Source organism: Mycobacterium sp. ACS1612 (assembly GCF_001667505.1).
Lineage (GTDB): Bacteria > Actinomycetota > Actinomycetes > Mycobacteriales > Mycobacteriaceae > Mycobacterium.
On record NZ_LZHZ01000034.1, the window covers coordinates 31,703 to 52,967 of the forward strand.

General features: G+C 68.5%; 17 protein-coding genes. 8 read left to right on the plus strand and 9 right to left on the minus strand.

The features are described from left to right. Positions 1-46 precede the first annotated feature (46 nt). Together moeZ and A5724_RS14985 are read left to right on the plus strand one after the other, a co-directional pair. A complete protein-coding gene (gene moeZ / locus A5724_RS14980; protein WP_067803002.1) occupies positions 47-1,240 on the plus strand; it encodes an adenylyltransferase/sulfurtransferase MoeZ in 1,194 nt (397 codons plus the stop codon). A 36-nt stretch (positions 1,241-1,276) separates the two neighbouring features. Further along, entirely contained in the window at positions 1,277-2,131 is an 855-nt protein-coding gene (locus tag A5724_RS14985) for a TIGR02569 family protein (protein ID WP_067803179.1), read from the plus strand. A gap of 82 nt (positions 2,132-2,213) precedes the next feature. Here A5724_RS14985 and A5724_RS14990 read toward each other — a convergent pair whose 3' ends face one another. Further along, on the minus strand, positions 2,214-2,510 hold the full coding sequence (locus tag A5724_RS14990) for an MGMT family protein (protein ID WP_067803010.1): 297 nt from the start codon (positions 2,508-2,510) through the stop codon (positions 2,214-2,216). 1 nt (position 2,511) lies between these two features. Next, complete coding sequence (locus A5724_RS14995; protein WP_067803012.1) at positions 2,512-3,291, minus strand: alpha/beta fold hydrolase; 780 nt, start codon at positions 3,289-3,291, stop codon at positions 2,512-2,514. A 63-nt stretch (positions 3,292-3,354) separates the two neighbouring features. On the opposite strand from A5724_RS14995, the gene A5724_RS15000 reads away from it, so the two are divergent. After that, positions 3,355-6,462 (plus strand): ATP-dependent DNA helicase, encoded by a 3,108-nt coding sequence (locus tag A5724_RS15000; RefSeq protein ID WP_067803014.1) that lies wholly within the window; start codon positions 3,355-3,357, stop codon positions 6,460-6,462. Beyond that, the gene (locus tag A5724_RS15005; protein WP_067803017.1) at positions 6,459-9,683 is read left to right on the plus strand and encodes an ATP-dependent DNA helicase; all 3,225 of its coding nucleotides are present in this window, start codon (positions 6,459-6,461) and stop codon (positions 9,681-9,683) included. Before A5724_RS15000 ends, A5724_RS15005 begins: the two co-directional genes overlap by 4 nt. On the opposite strand, the gene A5724_RS15010 is transcribed toward A5724_RS15005, so the two are convergent. Next, positions 9,680-10,075: a hypothetical protein gene (locus A5724_RS15010; RefSeq protein WP_067803020.1), complete on the minus strand. Its 396-nt coding sequence runs from the start codon at positions 10,073-10,075 to the stop codon at positions 9,680-9,682. The two genes, A5724_RS15005 and A5724_RS15010, sit on opposite strands and share 4 nt — an antisense overlap. A gap of 45 nt (positions 10,076-10,120) precedes the next feature. On the opposite strand from A5724_RS15010, the gene A5724_RS15015 reads away from it, so the two are divergent. After that, on the plus strand, positions 10,121-11,200 hold the full coding sequence (locus A5724_RS15015) for a TrkA family potassium uptake protein (protein WP_067803023.1): 1,080 nt from the start codon (positions 10,121-10,123) through the stop codon (positions 11,198-11,200). Then, complete coding sequence (nudC, locus tag A5724_RS15020) at positions 11,197-12,126, plus strand: NAD(+) diphosphatase (RefSeq protein ID WP_067803026.1); 930 nt, start codon at positions 11,197-11,199, stop codon at positions 12,124-12,126. Before A5724_RS15015 ends, nudC begins: the two co-directional genes overlap by 4 nt. On the opposite strand, the gene A5724_RS15025 is transcribed toward nudC, so the two are convergent. Together A5724_RS15025 and mrx1 are read right to left on the minus strand one after the other, a co-directional pair. Next, positions 12,098-13,105, minus strand: coding sequence for a GDP-mannose 4,6-dehydratase (locus A5724_RS15025; protein ID WP_067803182.1), 1,008 nt, complete (start codon positions 13,103-13,105; stop codon positions 12,098-12,100). The genes nudC and A5724_RS15025 overlap by 29 nt on opposite strands. A 146-nt stretch (positions 13,106-13,251) precedes the next feature. Beyond that, positions 13,252-13,494: a mycoredoxin Mrx1 gene (mrx1, locus tag A5724_RS15030; protein WP_067803029.1), complete on the minus strand. Its 243-nt coding sequence runs from the start codon at positions 13,492-13,494 to the stop codon at positions 13,252-13,254. Positions 13,495-13,576: 82 nt separating this feature from the next. Here mrx1 and A5724_RS15035 point away from each other — a divergent pair, with 82 nt between their 5' ends. Next, on the plus strand, positions 13,577-15,685 hold the full coding sequence (locus A5724_RS15035) for an ATP-dependent DNA helicase UvrD2 (RefSeq protein WP_197518665.1): 2,109 nt from the start codon (positions 13,577-13,579) through the stop codon (positions 15,683-15,685). A 451-nt stretch (positions 15,686-16,136) separates the two neighbouring features. After that, a complete protein-coding gene (locus A5724_RS15040) occupies positions 16,137-16,445 on the plus strand; it encodes a WhiB family transcriptional regulator (RefSeq protein ID WP_067803032.1) in 309 nt (102 codons plus the stop codon). 27 nt (positions 16,446-16,472) lie between these two features. Here the strand turns inward: A5724_RS15040 and A5724_RS15045 are convergent, their stop codons facing one another. The 4 genes from A5724_RS15045 to A5724_RS15060 all read right to left on the minus strand — a co-directional run bounded on the left by A5724_RS15045 (position 16,473) and on the right by A5724_RS15060 (position 21,211). Then, a complete protein-coding gene (locus A5724_RS15045; RefSeq protein WP_067803188.1) occupies positions 16,473-17,846 on the minus strand; it encodes an AarF/ABC1/UbiB kinase family protein in 1,374 nt (457 codons plus the stop codon). Positions 17,847-17,855: 9 nt separating this feature from the next. Next, positions 17,856-18,674 (minus strand): cyclodehydratase, encoded by an 819-nt coding sequence (locus A5724_RS15050; RefSeq protein ID WP_067803035.1) that lies wholly within the window; start codon positions 18,672-18,674, stop codon positions 17,856-17,858. Positions 18,675-18,725: 51 nt separating this feature from the next. Next, entirely contained in the window at positions 18,726-19,739 is a 1,014-nt protein-coding gene (locus A5724_RS15055) for a methyltransferase (protein ID WP_197518666.1), read from the minus strand. Positions 19,740-19,837: 98 nt separating this feature from the next. Then, entirely contained in the window at positions 19,838-21,211 is a 1,374-nt protein-coding gene (locus A5724_RS15060; protein ID WP_197518667.1) for a zinc-dependent metalloprotease, read from the minus strand. Between the last annotated feature and the right edge of the window lie 54 nt (positions 21,212-21,265).

Below are 21,265 nucleotides of genomic sequence, written 5' to 3' on the forward strand. Positions count from 1 at the left end.
CCGTTGTGCTGGGTACTGCAGTGACCGTCAAATAAGGAGCAGTTCGGTGCCGACACCGTTGCCGCCGCTGGTAGAACCGGCGGCCGAGCTCACTCGTGAAGAAGTTCAGCGCTACAGCCGCCACCTCATCATCCCGGACGTGGGGTTGGCCGGACAGAAGCGGCTGAAAAACGCCAAGGTGCTGGTCATCGGCGCGGGCGGACTGGGTTCGCCGACGCTGCTGTACCTGGCCGCCGCGGGCGTGGGCACCATCGGCATCGTCGAGTTCGACGTGGTCGATGAGTCGAACCTGCAGCGCCAGATCATTCACGGCCAGTCCGACATCGGCCGGTCCAAGGCCGAGAGCGCGCGCGACTCCATCCTCGAGGTCAATCCGCTTGTCGAGGTCCGCCTGCACGAGTTCCGCCTGGAACCGGACAACGCCGTCGACCTGTTCAAGCAGTACGACCTGATCCTGGACGGCACCGACAACTTCGCGACCCGCTATCTGGTCAACGACGCCGCCGTGCTGGCAGGCAAGCCGTACGTGTGGGGGTCGATCTACCGCTTCGAGGGCCAGGTGTCGGTGTTCTGGGAAGACGCGCCGGCCGATGAGGTCGGCAATGAGCGGGGCCTGAACTACCGCGATCTCTACCCGGAACCGCCGCCACCTGGAATGGTGCCGTCATGCGCCGAGGGCGGTGTGCTCGGCATTCTGTGCGCGTCGATCGCGTCGGTGATGGGCACCGAAGCCATCAAGCTGATCACCGGCATCGGGGAGCCCCTGCTGGGCCGGTTGATGGTGTACGACGCACTGGACATGAGCTATCGCACCATCAAGATCCGCAAGGATCCGGCGACGCCCAAGATCACCGAACTGATCGACTACGAGGAGTTCTGCGGCGTGGTGTCCGAGGCGGCCGCTGAGGCCGCGGCGGATTCCACCATCACCCCGCGGGAACTGCGCGAGTTGATGGACTCCGGTAAGCCGTTGGCGTTGATCGACGTTCGCGAGCCCGTCGAATGGGACATCAACCACATCGAAGGCGCCGAACTGATTCCGAAGGGCGCGTTCGAGTCCGGCGAGGCGTTGGCCAAGCTCCAGGTGGACAAAACCCCGGTGTTCTACTGCAAGACCGGCGTTCGCTCGGCCGAGGTGTTGGCCATCGTGAAGAAGGCAGGCTTCTCCGACGCCGTACATGTGCAGGGCGGGATCGTCGCATGGGGCACGCAACTCGAACCCGACATGGTGATGTACTAACGGCGTCTTTGCCGCACTTCGCTTTAGGCTGAGGTGGTGACTGTCGAACGGCCGCCGGACCATGTGCTGGCGGCGTTCGGCTTGACGGGTGTGCGCCCGGTCGCGCTCGGCTCCAGCTGGGAGGGTGGCTGGCGCTGTGGCGAGGTCGTGCTGTCGATGGTGGCCGATCACGCCCGCGCCGCATGGTCGGCCAAGGTTCGCGAGACGTTGTTCGTCGACGGAGTGCGGCTGGCCCGCCCGGTGCGCTCGACCGACGGCCGCTATGTGGTGGCCGGTTGGCGCGCCGACACCTACGTCGCGGGAACGCCCGAACCGCGCCACGACGAAGTGGTCTCGGCGGCGGTGCGGCTTCACGAAGCGACGGCGAAGCTCGAACGGCCGCGCTTCCTGACGCAGCCGCCCGTCGCGCCGTGGGCCGACGTGGACGTGTTCATCGCGGCCGACCGCGCCGCGTGGGAGGAGCGCCCGCTGCACAACCTGCCCCCGGGTGCGCGGGTGTCGCCGGGCACCGCGGACGGCCAACGTTCGGTGGAGCTGATCAATCAACTGGCTGCGCTGCGCCGACCGACCAAGAGCCCGAACCAACTTGTACACGGCGACCTCTACGGCACAGTACTTTTCGCGGGCACAGCGGCGCCCGGCATCACCGACATCACGCCGTACTGGCGGCCGGCGTCGTGGGCGGCGGGCGTGGTGGTCGTCGACGCGCTGTCGTGGGGTGAGGCCGACGACGGGCTGATCGAGCGCTGGAGCCCGCTGCCGGAGTGGCCGCAGATGCTGTTGCGGGCGTTGATGTTCCGGCTCGCCGTGCATGCACTGCATCCGCGGTCGACGGCCGCGGCGTTTCCCGGTCTGGCCCGGACGGCGGCCCTGGTGCGTTTGGTGCTGTAGCGCTCAGGCGCGCCGAACGTGGGTTACCCGCACGCAAAACGGGCCTGCGGCGTGTCACGACCCCACACTCGGCGCGATGGCTTCAGAACTCGTGGCGCACCGCGGCCAGGTCGACGCGGCCGTCGCTGGCCAGCACGCCCTCGGCGCGCAGCAGTTCCAGTTGCCGAGTGGTCAGATGCGGCGCGGGCCTGCCCGACGCCCGGATGACCCGGTGCCACGGCAGATCCGACGAGTCGGTGCGCATGATCCACCCGACGATGCGCGGGCTGGACAGCCCCGCGGCGTCGGCGATGTCGCCGTAGGTCGACACCCGGCCTGCCGGGATGGCAGCGACGAGTGCGCGTACCGCCTCGACCTGCTCGTCGGTGATCGCGGCCATTTCAGCCGCCCGCCAACTGTTCGATCACCGCCGCGGTCTCGGCGGGCCGCGCCTGGGGCACCATGTGATCGCAATCGAACTCCACCAGCGTGAAGTCGGACCGCTCGGCCAGTCGGGTCCGCAGTTCCTCGGTCACATACGGCGGCCGGGTCTTGGTGGCGACCACCAGGGTGATCGGTATGCCGTTGCGGGGCAGACGGATTGGTCTGGCCAGCTCACTCCAGTACGACAACATCGCCGGGATGCTGATCCGCCAGCCGACCCGGCCACCGGGCAGGTCGATCAGGTGCTCGTCGAGTTCGCGGTCCAGTTCGCCCGCATCGACCTCGCCCCACGAGCCGTTGACCTTCTCCGAGCGGGCCTCCGCACGGTCGGTGTAGTCGGGCGAGGCGAACATGTCGTCGGCGATTTCGCGCATCCAGTCGCCGTCGAGACCGACGGCGGGGTCGAGCAGCACCAGCGACGCCACCAGATCCGGCCGTGCCGCAGCCAGATTCAGCGCCACCGCCCCGCCGAACGAATGCCCGACCACGACCACCGGGCCCTCGGCTTCGGCGTCGAGCACGTCGGCCAGTGCGGCGACATTAGCGTCGATGTTCCACGGCGCGGCCCACGACGACCGCCCGTGCCCGATCAGGTCCGGTGCGACGATCGCGTAGTCGGGCAGGTGCCGGGTGGCCAGCGTCTGCCATCGCAGGCCGTGGCCCGTCAAACCGTGCACGGCCAATATCTGCGGTGGGCGGGACGGTCCGAAGCGGTGTACGTGCAGCAGATCGGTCACGGAGTCGATGCTGCCAGCAGCCGAAGAGGGCCGCTTGTCGGACCCCCGTGGTGTCATGCCAACATGTCCGCACCGCAGACCGAACTGACGCCGGCCTCCTTGACCGAACCTGGCTTGCGCGGCGTGGTGCGCGTGCTCGGCGGAGCCGGTACGGGCAAGAGCAGCTTGCTGATTCGCGCCGCCACGGCCCACATCGGCGCCGGCAGCGATCCGGAATCGGTTCTGCTGCTGACGGGTTCGGCCCGGCTCGGCGCCAAGGCGCGCGCAGCCATCACGTCGGCGCTGTTGTCGGCGGGCAGCCGCGCGGTGGTCCGCGAACCGCTGGTCCGCACCGTGCACTCCTACGCGTTCGCGGTGCTGCGGCTGGCCGCGCAGCGCAACGGCGATCCGCCGCCGCGCCTGATCACCAGCGCCGAGCAGGACGGCATCATCCGTGAACTGCTAGCAGGCGACCTCGAGGACGGCGACGCCTCTCCGGTGGCGTGGCCCAGCCAGCTCCGCCCGGCGTTGAGCACCGTCGGGTTCGCAGCGGAACTGCGTGACCTGTTGGCGCGCTGCACCGAGCGCGGCGTGGATCCCCTTGCGCTGCAACGCATCGGACGCAGCTACGGCAGGCCGGAATGGCTCGCCGCAGGACAGTTCGCGCAAGCCTACGAACAGATCATGCTGTTGCGCTCCGCCGTCGGCATGGCCGCACCGCAGGCCACTGTGCCCGCACTGGGCGCCGCCGAACTGGTCGGCGCCGCGCTCGAAGCGCTGGCCACCGACGCCGACCTGCTTGCCGCCGAGCGCAATCGGATCAAGCTGCTTCTGGTCGACGACGCGCAGCACCTCGATCCACAGGCAGCCCGCCTCGTCCGCGTGCTGTCGGCAGGCGCCGAGCTGACCATCGTCGCCGGCGACGTCACCCAATCGGTGTTCAGCTACCGCGGGGCCGACCCCTCCCTGCTGCGCGGCGACGAGCCCGCCATCACGCTCACCCGGTCACTCCGGTGCGCACCCGTCATCGCCGACGCCATCACCGCGGTCACCCGGCGGCTGCCAGGCGCCGAGCCCGGGGTGACCGGTGCCGAGCGCGGCCCCGGCTCCTTGCACGTCCGCATTGCCGCGACACCGCACGCCGAGTCGGCTCTGATCGCGGATGCGCTGCGCCGCGCGCACCTGGTCGATGGCGTGCCGTGGTCGCAGATGGCGGTGATCGTGCGTTCGGTGCCGCGGACGGGTGCGCCGCTGGCCCGTGCGCTCCTCTCGGCGGGTGTGCCGGTGGACGCCCCGTCTTCAAACACGCCGTTGGCCGAGCAGCCCGCGGTGCGCGCGCTGCTGACGGTGCTCGACGCCACGACGCACGGGCTGGACGGCGAACGGGCGCTGTCGCTGCTGACCGGGCCCATCGGCCGGGTGGATCCGGTCTCGCTGCGCCAGGTGCGCCGGGCGCTGCGCCGCGTCGACGGCAGTCAGCCGCCGCGCGAGTTCACCGATCTGCTCGTCGACGCCCTCGACGCCGACTCCGACGGGCTCTCCGCCGAACTCGGCCGTCCGCTGCGCCGCGTGCGCACGGTGCTCGCCGCCGCGCGCGGCGCAGCGCAGGACGGTCTGGATCCCCGCTACATCCTCTGGCAGGCCTGGCATCGGTCCGGTCTGCAGCGGCGCTGGCTCGCGGCCAGCGAGCGCGGCGGCCTCGGCGGCGCGCAGGCCGACCGCGACCTCGACGCGGTGACCGCGCTGTTCGATGTGGCCGAGCAGTACGTGAGCCGGACGACGGGCGCGTCGCTGCGCGGCCTCATCGACCACGTCCAGGCGATGGGGGCGCCCGCGGCTTCGCGTGATCAGCGCCCGCAGCCCGATGCGGTCGCCGTCGTCAGCGCCCATGCCGCGCTGGGCCGGGAGTGGGAGTTCGTCGTCATCGCGGGTCTGCAGGAAGGGCTGTGGCCCAACACGACTCCGCGCGGCGGCGTGCTGGGCACCCAGCGCCTCGTCGACGTGATGGACGGCGTCGTGACGGAGGCCGACCGCGGACTGTCCAGTCGCGCGCCGCTGCTCGCCGAGGAACGCAGGTTGTTGATCGCCGCGATGGGCCGCGCACGTACCCGCCTGCTGGTGACCGCCGTCGACAGCGACGGCGGGGACGAGGCGATGCTGCCGTCGCCGTTCTGCTACGAGTTGTCGGCGCTGGCGACCGACGCCGACACCGACCCGCCCGCACCCATCCAGGCGCCGCCGGTGCTGTCCCCGCCCGACCTGGTCGGTCGGCTACGTGCGGTGGTGTGCGCAGCGCCGAGAATGGTCGACGACGCCGCACGAGCCTGCGCGGCAACGCAATTGGCGCGCCTCGCGCTGGCGGGTGTCACCGGTGCCGACCCGCAGCAGTGGTACGGCATGACGTCGCTGTCCAGCGACGCGCCGTTGTGGGAAGGCGACGATCACGTGGTCACGGTGTCACCGTCGACGCTGCAGACCCTGACCGACTGCCCGTTGCGGTGGTTGCTCGAACGTCACGGCGGCACCGACGGGCGAGACGTCAGGTCCGCGGTCGGCACACTGCTGCACGCGTTGGTCGCCGAGCCGGGTAAGGCCGAGAACCAGATGCTCAACGAGCTCGAAAAGCTATGGAGCAAGCTGCCGTTCGACGCACAGTGGTATTCGGACAACGAACTCGCGCGCCACCGCGCGATGCTCTCGGCGTTCGCGGAGTGGCGGGCGCAGACCCGCCGAGAGCTCACCGAAGTCGGCACCGAGATCGACGTCGACGGGGTAGTCGGGCATGGGGTGCGGGTACGCGGGCGGCTGGACCGGCTGGAGCGTGACGCGGCGGGCCGGTTGGTGGTCGTCGACATCAAGACCGGCAAGACCCCAGTCAGCAAGGACGAAGCCAAACGCCACGCTCAGCTGGCGCTGTACCAGTTGGCGGTCGCCGAAGGGCTGCTGCCGCAGGGTGAAACACCCGGCGGGGGAAGGCTGGTTTATCTCGGCAAGACGTCGGCGGGGGGCGCCACCGAACGGGTGCAGGATCCACAGAACGCCGACTCCCGCGCGGAATGGCTCGAGTTGGTGCAGCACGCGGCGGCCGCCACGAAGGGCCCGCAGTTCATCGCGCGGATCAACGACGGCTGCACGCATTGTCCGGTGCGCGCCATGTGCCCGGCCCAACACGCAGCAGGAGGACGAGCATGACCGCGCGCTACAGCCCGGCCGAATTGGCCTCAGCGCTAGGTCTTTTCGCGCCCACCGACGAGCAGGCCGCGGTGATCGCCGCACCGCCGGGTCCACTGGTCGTCATCGCCGGTGCGGGCGCGGGCAAGACCGAGACCATGGCGGCCAGGGTGGTATGGCTGGTCGCCAACGGGTACGCCCGCCCCGGCCAGGTGCTCGGGTTGACGTTCACCCGCAAGGCCGCGGGCCAACTGCTGCGCCGGGTCCGCACCCGGCTGGCCAGGCTGGCGGGTGCAGGCCTCGTCCCCCCTGCAGACGTCACCGACGACCCGGCCACCGTCAGCACCTATCACGCGTTCGCAGGCACCCTGCTACGCGAGCACGGCCTGCTGCTGCCGGTCGAGCCGGACACCAGGCTGCTCAGCGAAACCGAATTGTGGCAGTTGGCGTTTCGGGTGGTTTGCGAGCACCCGCAGCACCTCGACACGGAGAAGAGCCCAGCCGCTATCACCGCGATGATGCTGCGGCTGTCGGGACAGCTCGCCGAGCACCTCGTCGACACCGCACAACTGCGCGACACCCACGTCGAGCTGGAACGGCTGGTGCACACGCTGCCCGCCGGGCCCTACCAGCGCGACCGCGGGCCCAGCCAATGGCTGCTGCGCATGTTGGCCACTCAGACCGAGCGCACCGAACTGGTGCCGCTGATCGACGCGCTGCACGCGCGCATGCGAGCCGAGAAGGTGATGGACTTCGGCATGCAGATGGCCTCGGCCGCCCAGCTGGCGTCGACGTTCCCACAAGTCGGCGCGCAACTGCGGGACCGCTACCGGGTGGTGTTGCTCGACGAATACCAGGACACCGGGCACGCCCAGCGGGTGGCGTTGTCGTCGCTGTTCGGCCGCGGCGTCGACGACGGTCTGGCGCTGACGGCCGTCGGCGATCCGATCCAGTCGATCTACGGCTGGCGTGGCGCGTCGGCGACCAACTTGCCGCGCTTCACCACCGACTTCCCCCTCGCCGACGGCACACCCGCTCCCACTTTGGAATTGCGGACCAGCTGGCGCAATCCGCCGCGGGCGCTGCACTTGGCCAACGCGGTGTCCGCCGAAGCCCGGCGCCGATCCGTCGCGGTGCGGTCCCTGCGGCCCCGGCCGGACGCCCAGCCAGGCGTCATTCGTTGCGCTCTGTTTAATGACGTTGCCGCCGAACGTGATTGGCTGGCAGACCACTTGGCGGGCAGCTATCACGGCGCACGTGAGAACGGCGTCGCCGCACCTACCGCGGCAGTGCTCGTACGGCGCAACGCCGATGCCGCTCCGATGGCCGACGCGCTGACCGCACGCGGCGTCCCGGTGGAGGTCGTCGGCCTGGCCGGGCTGCTGGCGGTGCCCGAGGTCGCGGACCTGGTGGCCATGCTGCGCCTGGTGGCCGATCCCACCGCGGGGTCGGCGGCGATGCGGGTGCTCACCGGACCCCGGTGGCGGCTCGGCGGTCGCGACGTCGCCGCGCTGTGGCGCCGCGCGGTCGAACTGGACGACCGGCCGACACGTGAGGTCAGCACCGAGCAGATCGTCGCGCAGGCCGCCGCGGACGCGGACGCGGCGTGTCTGGCCGACGCGATCTGCGATCCGGGACCGGCGGACGCCTACTCCGAGGCCGGGTATCGCCGCATCGTCGCGCTCGGCCGCGAGTTGACCGCGTTGCGAGCACATTTGACGCACCCGCTGCCCGACCTCGTCGCCGAGGTGCGTCGGGTGCTCGGCCTCGACGCCGAGGTCCGCGCCGCCGTGCCGGTCAGCGCCGGGTGGTCCGGCGCCGAACACCTCGACGCGTTCGCCGACGTGGTCGCCGACGTGGCCGCGCGACCGGGTGCCACCGTGCTCGGCCTGCTCGCCTACCTCGACGCCGCCGAACAGGTGGAAAACGGCCTCGCGCCCGCCGAGATCAGCGTCGCCAACGACCGCGTCCAGATCCTGACCGTGCACGCCGCCAAGGGGCTGGAATGGCAGGTCGTCGCGGTGCCGCACTTGAGCGGCCGGGTGTTTCCCTCCACGGCGTCGGCGCGCACCTGGCTCACCGACGCCGGTGATCTGCCGCCGCTGCTGCGTGGTGACAGGGCCACCGTGTCGGAGCACGGCGTCCCGGTACTCGACACGTCGGACGTCAACGACCGAAAGAGGTTGTCGGACAAGATATCCGACCACAAGCGCAGCCTGGAGCAGCGGCGTACCGACGAGGAGCGCAGGCTGCTCTACGTCGCGCTGACCCGCGCCGAGGATACGCTGCTGCTGTCGGGCCATCACTGGGGCGCCTCGGAGGCCAAACCGCGTGGCCCGTCCGCTTTCCTGTGTGAACTCAAGGACATCATCGAGGCGTCGGAGGCCGCAGGCGACCCGTGTGGCGTCATCGAACACTGGGCGCCGGCGCCACCTGACGGCACCCCGAACCCACTGCGCGACAAGGTCGTCGAAGCGCTGTGGCCCACCGATCCCGTCGGTGTGCAGCGACCGCACGTTGACACCGGGGCGGCGATGGTGGCGCAGGCAATGTCAGGTGGCTTGGAAGTCGACGCCGACAACGGTTGGGTCGCCGACGTCGACGCACTGCTGGCCGAGCGTGACCGCGCCCAAGAAAAGCCCGCGCCGCCGTTGCCCGGTCAACTTTCGGTCAGCACGCTGGTCGAGTTGGGGCGTGAGCCGGATGCGGTCGTCCAGCGGATGCGCCGCCGCCTGCCCACCCGCCCCGATCCACATGCTCTGCTGGGCACCGCATTTCACGACTGGGTGCAAAGGTTCTTCCACGCCGAGCGGCTATTCGACCTCGACGACCTGCCCGGCGCGATGGATCGCGACGCCGGAGACGCCGAGGAACTCGCCGAACTGCAGGCGGCGTTCGCGCTCTCGCCGTGGGCGGCCCGCACACCGATCGACGTCGAGGTGCCGTTCGACATGGTGCTAGCGGGGCGCGTCGTGCGGGGCCGGATCGACGCGGTCTTCGCCGACGACGACGGCGGCGCCACCGTGGTGGACTGGAAGACCGGCGATCCGCCCGGCACACCAGAAGCCATGCAGCAGGCGGCGATTCAGCTCGCGGTGTACCGGCTGGCGTGGGCGCAACTGGACGATTGTCCGCCCGACAAGGTCCGCGCGGTCTTCCATTACGTCCGATCCGGGCGGACCGTCACCCCCGACGCGCTGCCCGGCGCCGACGACCTCGTGGCGCTGCTGGACGCCGCTTAGGAGCTGCGGTAGATCTTCAGCGCCGAAGCGATCATCGGGATCTGCAGTGGCAGCCGGGCGAACGCGCCAAGCCGCATGAACAGCGGCTTGTCCTTCCACAGCCGGCACATGTTGAAGTTCGCAGGCCACACCGCCAGGAACAGCGCGACCGCCGCCAATGCGCCCAGCTTGCGGGTGCGCGGCGAGAGCAGCAGCGCGCCGGTGGTCAACTCCGCCACCCCCGAGGCATAGGTGTAGAACCGCTGGCTGCCAGGAAGCTCGGCCGGGACGATGTCGTCGAATGGCTTGGGCGCAACGAAATGCAACGCGCCGATGCCGAACAGCATCGCGGCTATCCGCAAGGCCGGTGCCGGGTTGGCGATCTGCTGCAGTTCGGGTGGGGGAGAGGTCATGGTTACATTGTGGCGTGCGCCCACTCGGATCGATGGCGGGTACCCGTGGCTAAAGGCAGGTTGCGACGCCGCCTCGAGGCGATCGACGAGAACCTGTCCTCACGACCGGACGCCGCGCTCGTCGACATCCTCCGCATCCCCGAACCATTTGTCAGTCCTGGTCAGCGCATTTTCCGCCGGATCATCTACGCGACGTTGGCGCTGTTCGCGGCGGTGATGATCGTGTACCTCGACCGTGACGGCTACCGCGACGTCCAGGACAACCGGCTGTCGTTTCTGGACTGCCTGTACTACGCGACAGTCTCGTTGTCGACCACCGGATACGGCGACATCACGCCGTTCACGCCGGGCGCTCGACTGGTCAACGTGCTGGTGATCACACCGCTGCGGATCGCCTTCCTGATCGTCCTCATCGGTACCACTGTGGAGACGCTGACCACCCAGTCGCGCCAGGCGTTGAAGATCCAGCGATGGAGGAGCAGAGTGCGCAACCACACCGTCGTCATCGGTTACGGCACCAAAGGCAGAACGGCGGTGGCCGCGATGGTCGGCGACGAGGTGGCGCCCGCCGACATCGTCGTCGTCGACGAGAACGTCACGGCGCTCGAACGGGCGAGAAGCGCGGGCCTTGTCACCGTGCACGGTGACGCGACCAAGTCCGAGGTGCTGCGGTTGGCCAGCGCCCAGCACGCCAAGTCGATCATCGTCGCGACAGACGACGACGCGAGTGCGGTGCTGGTGACCTTGACCGCCCGCGAGTTGGCGCCCAAGGCCAAGATCATCGCCGCCGCACGGGAAGCCGAGAATCAGCACCTGCTGCAGCAGTCCGGCGCGGATTCGACGGTGGTGTCGTCCGAGACCGCGGGCCGGCTGCTCGGAATCGCCACGCAGACACCGAGCGTTGTCGAGATGATGGAAGACCTACTGACGCCCGACGCGGGGTTCGCATTGGCCGAACGCGAAGTCAGCCCCAAGGAGGCGGGCGGTTCGCCGCGGCACCTTTCCGACATCGTGCTCGGCGTCGTGCGGGGCGGCGAGCTGTTGCGCGTCGACGCCCCTGAGGTGGACGCCCTCGAGCTCGGCGACCGGCTGCTCTACATCCGCAGCGCGGAAGCCGAGCGATGACAAGGAGTTTCGAGCTTCGCAACGTCCCGCTGTTGTCCCGTGTCGGGGCGGACCGTGCCGACGCATTGCGCACCGACATCGACGCGGCCATCGCGGGCTGGTCGGACGCCCTGCTGCTGCGGGTCGACCGCCGCAACCAGGTGCTGATCTCCGGTGGCCAAGTGGTGCTGAGCAACGCCGCCAAGCTCGGTGACAAGCCACCGGAGAGCGCCGTGTTCCTCGGGCGCCTCCCCGACGGCCGCCACGTGTGGGGGATCCGGTCAGCCCTGGAAGGCCCCGAGGACCCGCACGCCGAGACCGAGGTGCTCGACCTGCGCCGCGCCGGGCAGATCTTCGACGACGTCAGCGCACAACTCGTCGCCACCGCCACCGCACTGCTGAACTGGCACGACCATGCGCGGTTCAGCGCGATCGACGGCGCACCCACCAAGCCGATCAAGGGCGGTTGGGCGCGCGTCAACGCCGCCAACGGCCACGAGGAGTTTCCCCGAATCGACCCCGCCGTGATCTGCCTGGTCCACGACGGCCACGACCGCGCCGTGCTGGCCCGCCAGACCGTGTGGCCCGAGCGGCTGTTCTCTCTGCTGGCCGGTTTCGTCGAGGCGGGCGAGTCGTTCGAGGCCTGCGTCGCGCGCGAGATCGCCGAGGAGATCGGGCTGACGGTGTCCGACGTCCGCTACCTGGGCAGCCAGCCGTGGCCGTTTCCGCGGTCGCTGATGGTCGGCTTCCACGCGATCGGCGACCCGGAGCAGGAGTTCTCGTTCAACGACGGCGAAATCGCCGAGGCGGCGTGGTTCACACGCGCCGAGATCCGCGAAGCGCTCGCCCACGGCGACTGGAACAGCGACTCACCGTCGCGGTTGCTACTGCCCGGATCGATCTCCATCGCCAGGGAGATCATCGAATCCTGGGCTGCGCAAGACTGATTGACTCGGCGCGGATGTCGCTGGTCACCATCAGGTCGACGAGTTCCTCGAACGACATCTCGGGTTTCCAGTCCAACGCCGCATGCGCCTTCGACGCGTCGCCGATGAGCACGTCCACCTCGGCCGGTCGCATGCGTGCCTGGTCGACGCGGACATACGGCGTCCAGTCGGAGACGCCGATCGCGGCGAAGGCCAAGTCGACGAACTCCGAAACCGAATGCGCTTCGCCGGTGGCGAGCACGTAGTCATCCGGTTGGTCCTGCTGCAGCATCAGATGCATGGCCTGCACGTAGTCGCCGGCGAAACCCCAGTCCCGCAACGCCTCCAAGTTGCCGAGCGACACGCTGTCCTGAAGCCCGAGCGAGATCCGCGCCACCGCCCTCGAGATCCGTCGCGTCACGAATTCCGTTCCGCGCCGCGGGGATTCGTGATTGAACAGGATCGCCGAGCTGGCATGCATGCCATAGGACTCGCGGTAGTTGACGGTTATGTAGTGGCCATACGCCTTGGCGACGCCGTACGGCGAGCGGGGATGGAACGCAGACGTCTCGGACAGCGGGATCTCGCGTGCCTTGCCGTACATCTCCGCGCTGGACGCCTGGTAGAACCGCACCTCGTGCCCGGTGGCCTGCTGGTACGCCCGCACCGCTTCCAGCATGTTCAACACGCCGCCACCGGTGACGTCGCGCGTCAGATGCGCCGTCTTCCAGGAATAACCGACGTACGTTATGGCGGCCAGGTTGTACACCTCGTCGGGTCGCGCGTCGTCGAGGGCTTGGCGCAGGCTCGACACGTCGAGCACATCGCCGTACAGCAGATGCAGTTGCGGGATCTCCTCGTACAGCGACGGTTCCTTCGGGTTGTTCTGCCCGCGAATCAACCCGTAGACGCGGTAGCCCTTGGAGATCAACAACTCGGCGAGATATCTGCCGTCCTGACCGGTGATGCCAGTGATGAGTGCTGTTCTCTGTGTGGCCACATGCACCCCCGATGGTTCGCCCCGCGAGAAAAGCGTGCTTAGCTATTTGCCACTTTCCTTCGCAACCAAACCTTCACAGGTGACGTACAGAAAAGCCCACACCAGCGGCGTCCGTGGCCGAATACGGCGAGGCCGCCCCGAGGCGGTTATCGCTTCAGCTTTGCCTTGACCTCGGCACCACTCGGGTTGGTCAGGGTCGACCCGTCGGCGAACTTCAGCGTCGGCACCGTCTGATTGCCGCCGTTGACCGAGGCCACGAAGTCCGCCGCCGCGGGATCGGTCTCGATGTCGACCTCGGTGAACGCGATGCCTTCGTTCTTCAACACCTTCTTCAGGCGGAAGCAGTAGCCACACCACGAGGTGGTGTACATGGTCAGGGAGGAGCTCATAAGACTGTCAACGTATCGGATCGCGCCAACATGCCCGCGCTGTGTCCCGCATATGTCACAGCCCCCTGCCAAGATGGACCGCATGTCGGTCGAGGCGCCTTCGTCGCGCGACGAGCTCATCGCTGACCTCGACGACGAACAGCGCGAAGCCGTCCTCGCCGCCCGCGGCCCGGTGTGCGTGCTGGCGGGGGCGGGCACCGGCAAGACACGAACCATCACCCGCCGCATCGCCCACCTCGTCGCGGCCGGACACGTCGCCCCGCAACAGGTGCTGGCGGTGACCTTCACGTCGCGCGCGGCGGGGGAGATGCGCGGCCGGTTGCGGGCGTTGGACGACGGGGTCGGCACCGGTTCGGTGCAGGCGATGACGTTCCATGCCGCGGCCCGCCGTCAGCTGTCCTACTTCTGGCCGCGCGTCGTCGGCGACACCGGATGGCAGCTGCTGGACACCAAGTTCGCCGTCGTCGCGCAGGCCGCCAACCGCATCGGACTGCCCACAAGCACCGACGACGTGCGCGACCTCGCAAGCGAAATCGAATGGGCCAAGGCGTCTTTGATCAGCCCCGAGGGCTATGCCGGCGCGGTCGCGACGGCGGGGCGCGACATCCCGTTCGACGCCGCGAAGATCGCCGACGTCTACGCCGCGTACGAGAAGCTCAAGGCACGCCACGAGGACATGGCACTGCTCGACTTCGACGATCTGCTGCTGCACACCGCGGCCGCCATCGAGAACGACGCGGGCGTGGCGCAGGAATTCCGCGACCGTTACCGCTGCTTCGTCGTCGACGAATACCAGGACGTCACCCCGTTGCAGCAGCGGGTGCTCGACGCGTGGCTCGGCAACCGCGACGACCTCACGGTGGTCGGCGACGCGAACCAGACCATCTACTCGTTCACCGGCGCCACACCCCGATACCTGCTCGACTTTTCGCGGCGCTTCCCCGACGCCGCCGTGGTGCGCCTCGAGCGTGACTACCGGTCCACACCGCAGGTGGTGTCGCTGGCGAACCGGGTGATCGCTGCGGCCCGCGGCCGAATGGCGGGCAGCAAGCTGCACCTGGTCGGCCAACGCGATCCGGGTTCGAATCCCACCTTCAGCGAGCATCCCGACGAGGTGGCAGAGGCCGCCGCGGTCGCCAAGAAGATCAAGAACCTGATCGAGTCGGGCACCCCCGCCTCCGAAATCGCGGTGCTCTACCGCATCAACGCCCAGTCCGAGGTCTACGAAGAGGCGCTCACCGCGGCCGGTGTCGCGTTCCAGGTGCGCGGCGGGGAAGGGTTCTTCAGCCGCCAGGAGATCCGCCAGGCGCTGCTGGCGCTGCAACGGGCCGCCGAGCGTGAGGCCGAGGGCGCCCTGCCCGACGTGGTACGCGTCGTGCTCGAACCGCTGGGGTTGACCGCAGAACCGCCCGCCGGAACCCGGGCCCGCGAGCGGTGGGAGGCGCTGACCGCGTTGGCCGAACTCGTCGACGAAGAGGTGGCGCTGCGGCCGACGCTGGATCTTCGCTCGCTGCTCGCCGAACTGCGGCAGCGTGCCGACGCCCGTCACCCCCCGACAGTGCAGGGCGTCACCTTGGCGTCGCTGCACGCCGCCAAGGGCCTGGAGTGGGACGCCGTGTTCCTGGTCGGCCTCGCCGACAACACCTTGCCCATCTCGCATGCGTTGGCGCACGGACCCGACAGTGAGCCGGTCGAAGAGGAACGTCGGCTCCTTTACGTCGGAATCACAAGGGCCAGAGTGTATTTGGCGCTCAGCTGGGCGTTGGCGCGAGCTCCGGGCGGTCGGCAGAGTCGACGGCCGTCGCGGTTTCTCAACGGCATCGCACCGCAGTCGCCCAGCGACGGCGGCCCCAGCAAGCCCCGCCGTCCCCGCGGTGCCACACCGCGCTGCCGGGTCTGCAACAGTGCGCTGACCACTCCGCCTGCCATCATGTTGCGTCGTTGTGAGACATGTCCATCCGACATCGACGAGGATTTGCTCGTCGAACTCAAGGAGTGGCGTCTACGCATCTCCAAAGAGATGAGCGTGCCCGCCTATGTGGTGTTCACCGACAACACCCTGATCGCGATCGCCGAGACGCTGCCCACCGACGACGCCGCGCTGGTCGCCATCCCCGGCATCGGCGCACGCAAGCTGGAGCAGTACGGCCCGGATGTGCTGGCGATGGTCAGACACCGCCAAAAGTCGTAAACATCGTGCCAAAACCGCTGGTGAGAAAATCGATTGAGTTCTCAAGCTGATACGCTTAGCCTCAAGATCACACCGCGAGTCGAAAGGAGGGTGCCCGAACAATGTTGAGCAAGGAAGCGTTCACCGGCGTAGGCAGTGGTGTTTTGGCTGCCGGCATGTCGCGCACCCTTCATGTCGCCGAGGCTGCTGCCCCGGCGCATCCCGCTTTTTGGGCGTACCCAGGCGCGGGAACCGCGGCCGCCATTACCCCGCAGCGTAAGCGCCGCAACGCCGCCGCGACTGGACAGTCCGTGGATCGAGGCACCACTTAGGGAGCGCCTCGAACGAAGCCGAAAGGCCACGGACCCGCAGTCAAGGATCCGTGGCCATTTTTATCGGAACACCTGGTCAGGGATCCATCAGAAGACAGATGGCCGACGAGAAGTAACGACCAGGAAGCAGAGGACTGGACATGTCAGTCGAGACATGCCGTGAGAGATCGATGCTGTCGGTGCCGTGTCATGTCGGGGACCCCGATTTGTGGTTCGCCGAGAACCCGCTTGACCTCGAGCAGGCCAAGGCGCTGTGCGCGGATTGCCCGATCCGCCGCGAGTGTTTGGCCGCGGCGCTGGAACGCCAGGAGCCGTGGGGTGTTTGGGGTGGCGAGATCCTCGAGCGCGGCTCGATCATCGCGCGCAAGCGCCCGCGTGGACGGCCGCGCAAGAACACTGTGGCCGCGCACGCCGGCAGCACGAACGGCGACAACTCGGCAGCCGCGTAAGCGCTGCCGGGTTGTCCCCGCGCCGACCTAGGCCGCCTCCTCGGCGAAGCCGGGAATCAATTCGGTGGCAAGACGCCTGGCGGGCACGTGCGCGTCGAGTTGGCATGCGATCGCGACGTTGGAGGCGATCACCCGCATCGGGATGGCCAGTTTCGCCGGGATGTCCATCTGCCGGGCCGCCTTGATCTGACCCGCTGCGCGATCCGGCTTCATGTTCGCGGCGGTGATGCGCTGCAACCATTTCCGTGTGTAGTGGAAGACCTCGACCTCGAGCGGCTCCACGTATTGCCGCATCAGTTCGTCCATTTCGCGTTTGGACACCTGCTCGCCCTTTTGCACGAACCCGATGGCCTGCATGGTGGTCAGCAGGTTGTCGTAGTCATCGTTGAGGGCATACCGCGTAGCCAGTCCGATCTCGGCTGGGATCCCGCCCGGCATCGGTGCCACCGCGCCGAAGTCGATGACACCCATCTTGCCGTCAGGCAACAGCATGAAGTTCCCCGGATGCGCATCGCCGTGCATCATCTCCAGCCGCCGCGGCGCATCGTAGGTCAGTTCAAAAAGCCTGCTGCCCATTAGGTCTCGCTGCTCGGTGGTGCCCTCGCGGATGATCACCGACAACGGAATGCCTTCGATCCATTCCTGGATCACCACCTTCGGCGCGCTCGCCACGATGCGCGGGACGGCGAAATGCGGATGCCCCTCATAGGCTTTCGCGAACGCGCGCTGGTTATCGGCCTCGAGCCGGTAATCGAGCTCCATCTCGGTGCGCTCGATCAGCTCGTCAACGACGCCCTGGACGTCGGCGCCGGGGGAGAGCTGCTTGAGCACACTGACCATCCGCTGCATGGTCTTCAGGTCCGCCCGTAGCGCTTCGTCGGCACCCGGGTACTGGATCTTGACCGCGACTTCGCGGCCGTCCGACCACACCGCCTTGTGGACCTGGCCGATGCTGGCCGACGCGACGGGGGTGTCGTCGAATGAGGAGAACCGTTCGCGCCATTTGGTGCCCAGCTGGCCGTCGAGCACGCGGTGCACCTTCGCCGCGGCCAACGGCGGCGCCTCCCGCTGCAACTTCGTCAACGCCTCGCGGTACGGCTTGCCGTACTGCTCGGGAATGGCGGCCTCCATCACCGACAGCGCTTGCCCGACTTTCATCGCCCCGCCCTTGAGCTCACCGAGCACGGTGAACAACTGCTGGGCGGCCTTGTCCATCAGTTCCGCGTTGACCTCGTCTTTCGACTTACCGGTCAGCCGTTTGCCGAAGCCCAACGCGGCCCGACCCGCCATGCCGACTGGCAAGCTTGCCAGCTTGGCGTTGCGCGCGGCTCGACCCCGTTTGATGTCAGTCACCAAACCATCATCCCTGACGTTTCTGAGTGCCTCGCACCGACTTGGCAACAAAGGTTTTCAACACCAGCACCGGGGATGGCGCGACCACCTGCGCGCCACGATCGCACCGGCGTCGACGTTGAACTCCAGCGTGGTGTCAAGCGTCGGCGGCGGTTCCGCCGAAGCCGCGACGGCATGGCCGTCTCGCACCGCGCGGATCACCCGGTCGACCTGATTGAGCGCCAGCGCGGCGGTGCCAAGCACCGTGGCTCGGTCGGCGCTGCCGACCACATTGCGCAACTGCGATGCGACCGCGGGCCACGCGGCGTCGCGGTCGGTGCGGTGCAGATCCGCACACTGCAGACAGCTCGTCACCCCGGGAATCACCAGCGGGCCGACGAGGCCCGCGCCGTCGCGCAGTCGCACCGGCAGGTGCGCCACCCGTGCGGTGTGCAGGTCGCGGACCACTCGCGGCTCGGCGACCAGGAAATCGGCCAGCACCACCAGGTCGGTCGTCCCGGGCGGGGCCGCTTGCGTGATGCTCGACCGGGTCACCCTGGCGCCCGAGCACCGCAGCCCGCGGGCGACCAGATCCGACAGCGGCCCGCGTCCGTGCACCCGGACGGACGGGCAGCGCCTCCGTTCGGGCGCAACCGACACCACGCCCGCCTCGATCAGCGAGGTGACGAGGTCGCCGGCGTCCACCTCGAAGCGCTCCTGCAGGCCGGCCAGTGTCGCGCCGGCCTGCAATGCGCGCAGCAGGTCGGCCAGGCCTGCCGCGGTCAACCCGGCGGGCGGGTGTACCAGCACCCCGCGCCGCGGGTCCCACCCCACCTGCACGGCGCCGTCGGGGCGCAGCAGCACCGGCATCGCCGGATCCAGTGTGTAGCGCTCCATGCGCCGACTCTGCCACGGACCGCGCTGCGCCCCGACCAGTTATCCACAGGCCTAGGCGGCGACCGCCTCGATCACGCTTTGTGGAGTGTCCGCCGTCAGCACCGCGGTGCGGCGCAGTCCCGCCCGCTTTAGCAGCGCGTCGAACTCCGGCAGTGTGCGCTCGCGGCCGTTGACGACGGCGAGCATGTTCAGGTCCATCATGGCGCCCAGCCTGTTCTCACCGGCGTCATCGACGATGAATTCGAAGATCGCGATCCGGCCGCCGGGTTCCATCGCCTTGCGGCAACTGCGCAGGATCTTCACGCTGTCCTCGTCGTCCCAGTCGTGCAGGATGAACTTCAGCAGGTACAGGTCACCCGCGGGCACGGACTCGAAGAAGTCGCCGCCGACCACCTCGGTGCGTTCGGCGTAGCCGTGCGCTGCGATGTGCGCCTTCGCGTCCTGGGCGATGTTCGGCCGGTCGAACAGTACGCCCTGCAGTTCCGGGTTGGCGCGCTGCAGCAATGTCAGCAGTGCGCCGTTGGCGCCGCCGATGTCGACGGCGCGACGCACGTTGCTGGTGTCGATCAGTCCGGCGAGTTCAGGCGCCCACACCGATGTGCCGCTGCTCATGGCCGCGCTGAATTCCTCTGCAAGCAAGGGGTTCTGCCCGAGATAGTCGAAGAAGTCCATGCCGAGCGCGTTGTGTGCATGGCTGTGCCCACTGCGCACCGATGCGGCGATATTCGCCCACGGCAGCCACGACGCCTTGTTGGTGATGCCCCTGGCGAATGCATTCAACGAGCGCGGCGCGTCGGAGCGCAGGGTGTCCAGCAGTGCGGTGCCGTGAAATCGACCGGCGTCGTCGACGGTGACCATGCCGAACGCGGCGCAAGCCCGCAGCAACCGCAAAGTCGTTGCGGGTGCACTTGTTTCGCGCTCGGCGATCTCGTCGGCCGTTAGCGGACCTGCGGCCAGATGGTCGGCGAGCGAGAGATCGGCTGCGGTGCGGACGATTCCGCTGACGCAGTACCCGAAGATCATCTCGATCATCTGCTGGTGCACGTCAACGACAGGTTCAGACAACGACATCAGGGTCCTCTCGACGGTGGGCCTGCAGGTTCGGCCCGTCGATCAGACAAACGGCCAACGTCTCCGATACCGTTCAATTCCAAACGGAATTCTCAGTTTTCGGTGTCGTCGTCCTTGTCGGATTCCTTCTGCAGATCGGCGATCGCCTGGTCGATCGCTGCGTCCATATCGCTGGTGTCCCCGCCGATCATCCGGTCGATGAAGCCCGCGGGGGCGTCGAGGTCCTCGGCGGTGGGCAGCAGGTCAGGGTGCTGCCATACCGCGTCACGCGCGTCGGAGCCGACGGCCTGCGTGAGGCGCTCCCACAGCACCGCGGCTTCCCGCATCTTGCGCGGCCGCAACTCCAGCCCGACCAGGGTCGCGAAGGTCTGCTCGGCAGGGCCGCCGGTGGCGCGGCGCCTGCGCAGCGTCTCGCTCAATGCGGGCGTGCCGGGGATCCGGTCGCCCAGCGCATCGGAGACGACGGTCTGCACCCAGCCTTCGATCAACGCCAGCATCGTCTCCAGCCGCTCCAGCGCGGCCGTCTGCTCCGGCGTCGCCTTGGGCTCGAAGATGCCCTGATTGAGCAGCTGCTCCATCTGCGAGGGATCGGTCAGCGCCGCCGGGTTGAAGCCCTGCGCGAAGTCCTCGATGCCGCTCATGTCGATCTTCATGCCCTTGGCGAACGCCTCGACCGCGTTGAGCAGCTGGCTGGACAGCCACGGCACGTGGCTGAACAACCGGTGGTGCGCGGCCTCACGGGCGGCCAGGAATGTGATGACCTCGCTGCGCGGCTGTTCGAGCCCCTCCGACAGCGATTCGATGGCCTCGGGCATCAACGCCGCCACACCCTTGGGGCCCAGCGGCAGCCCGATGTCGGTGGACGTCAGCACTTCGCGGCTCAACTTGCCCAGCGCCTGACCGAGCTGCGAGCCGAACGCCATGCCACCCATCTGCGACATCATCGCCAGCAGCGGCGCCGCCATGCTCTTCGCTTCTTCGGGCAACGCCGAAGCCCACACCGTCGAGATCTGTTCGGCGACCGGATCGCATAACCGCTTCCAGGTGTCCAGCGTGTTGTCGATCCAGTCGTTCGGGGTCCACGCGGCCGCTTTGGTGGTGCCGGCAGGCAGCGCGGTCGCGCCGTCCAGCCACGTCTCTGCCAGATGCACCGCATCGGAGATCGCGGTCGTGGTCTTCTCCGGCACCGGCGCGACGAACCCGATGGCGCTGGACGCCAGTTGCCGGGCAAGGTCGTAGTTCACCGGACCGGTCTGCTTGCCGCCGGTCATCACGTTGCCGGCGCCGCTGAACATCTCGCCGAGTCTGCTGAAGATCTGGCCGAGCTGTGACATGTCGAATTCGGACCCGCCCAGCCCGAAGGGATCCCCACCGGCGTCGGGGTCTTTCTTGGGCTTATCGCGGTCGGGGTCGTCCCCGGAGGAAAAGCCGAAAGGCAGGTCAGCCATGCCCTCAACGGTACTCACCGGCTTGCGGTCATGTGGCTCGGCGGGTCACGCCGAGAGCGAACCGTACATTGG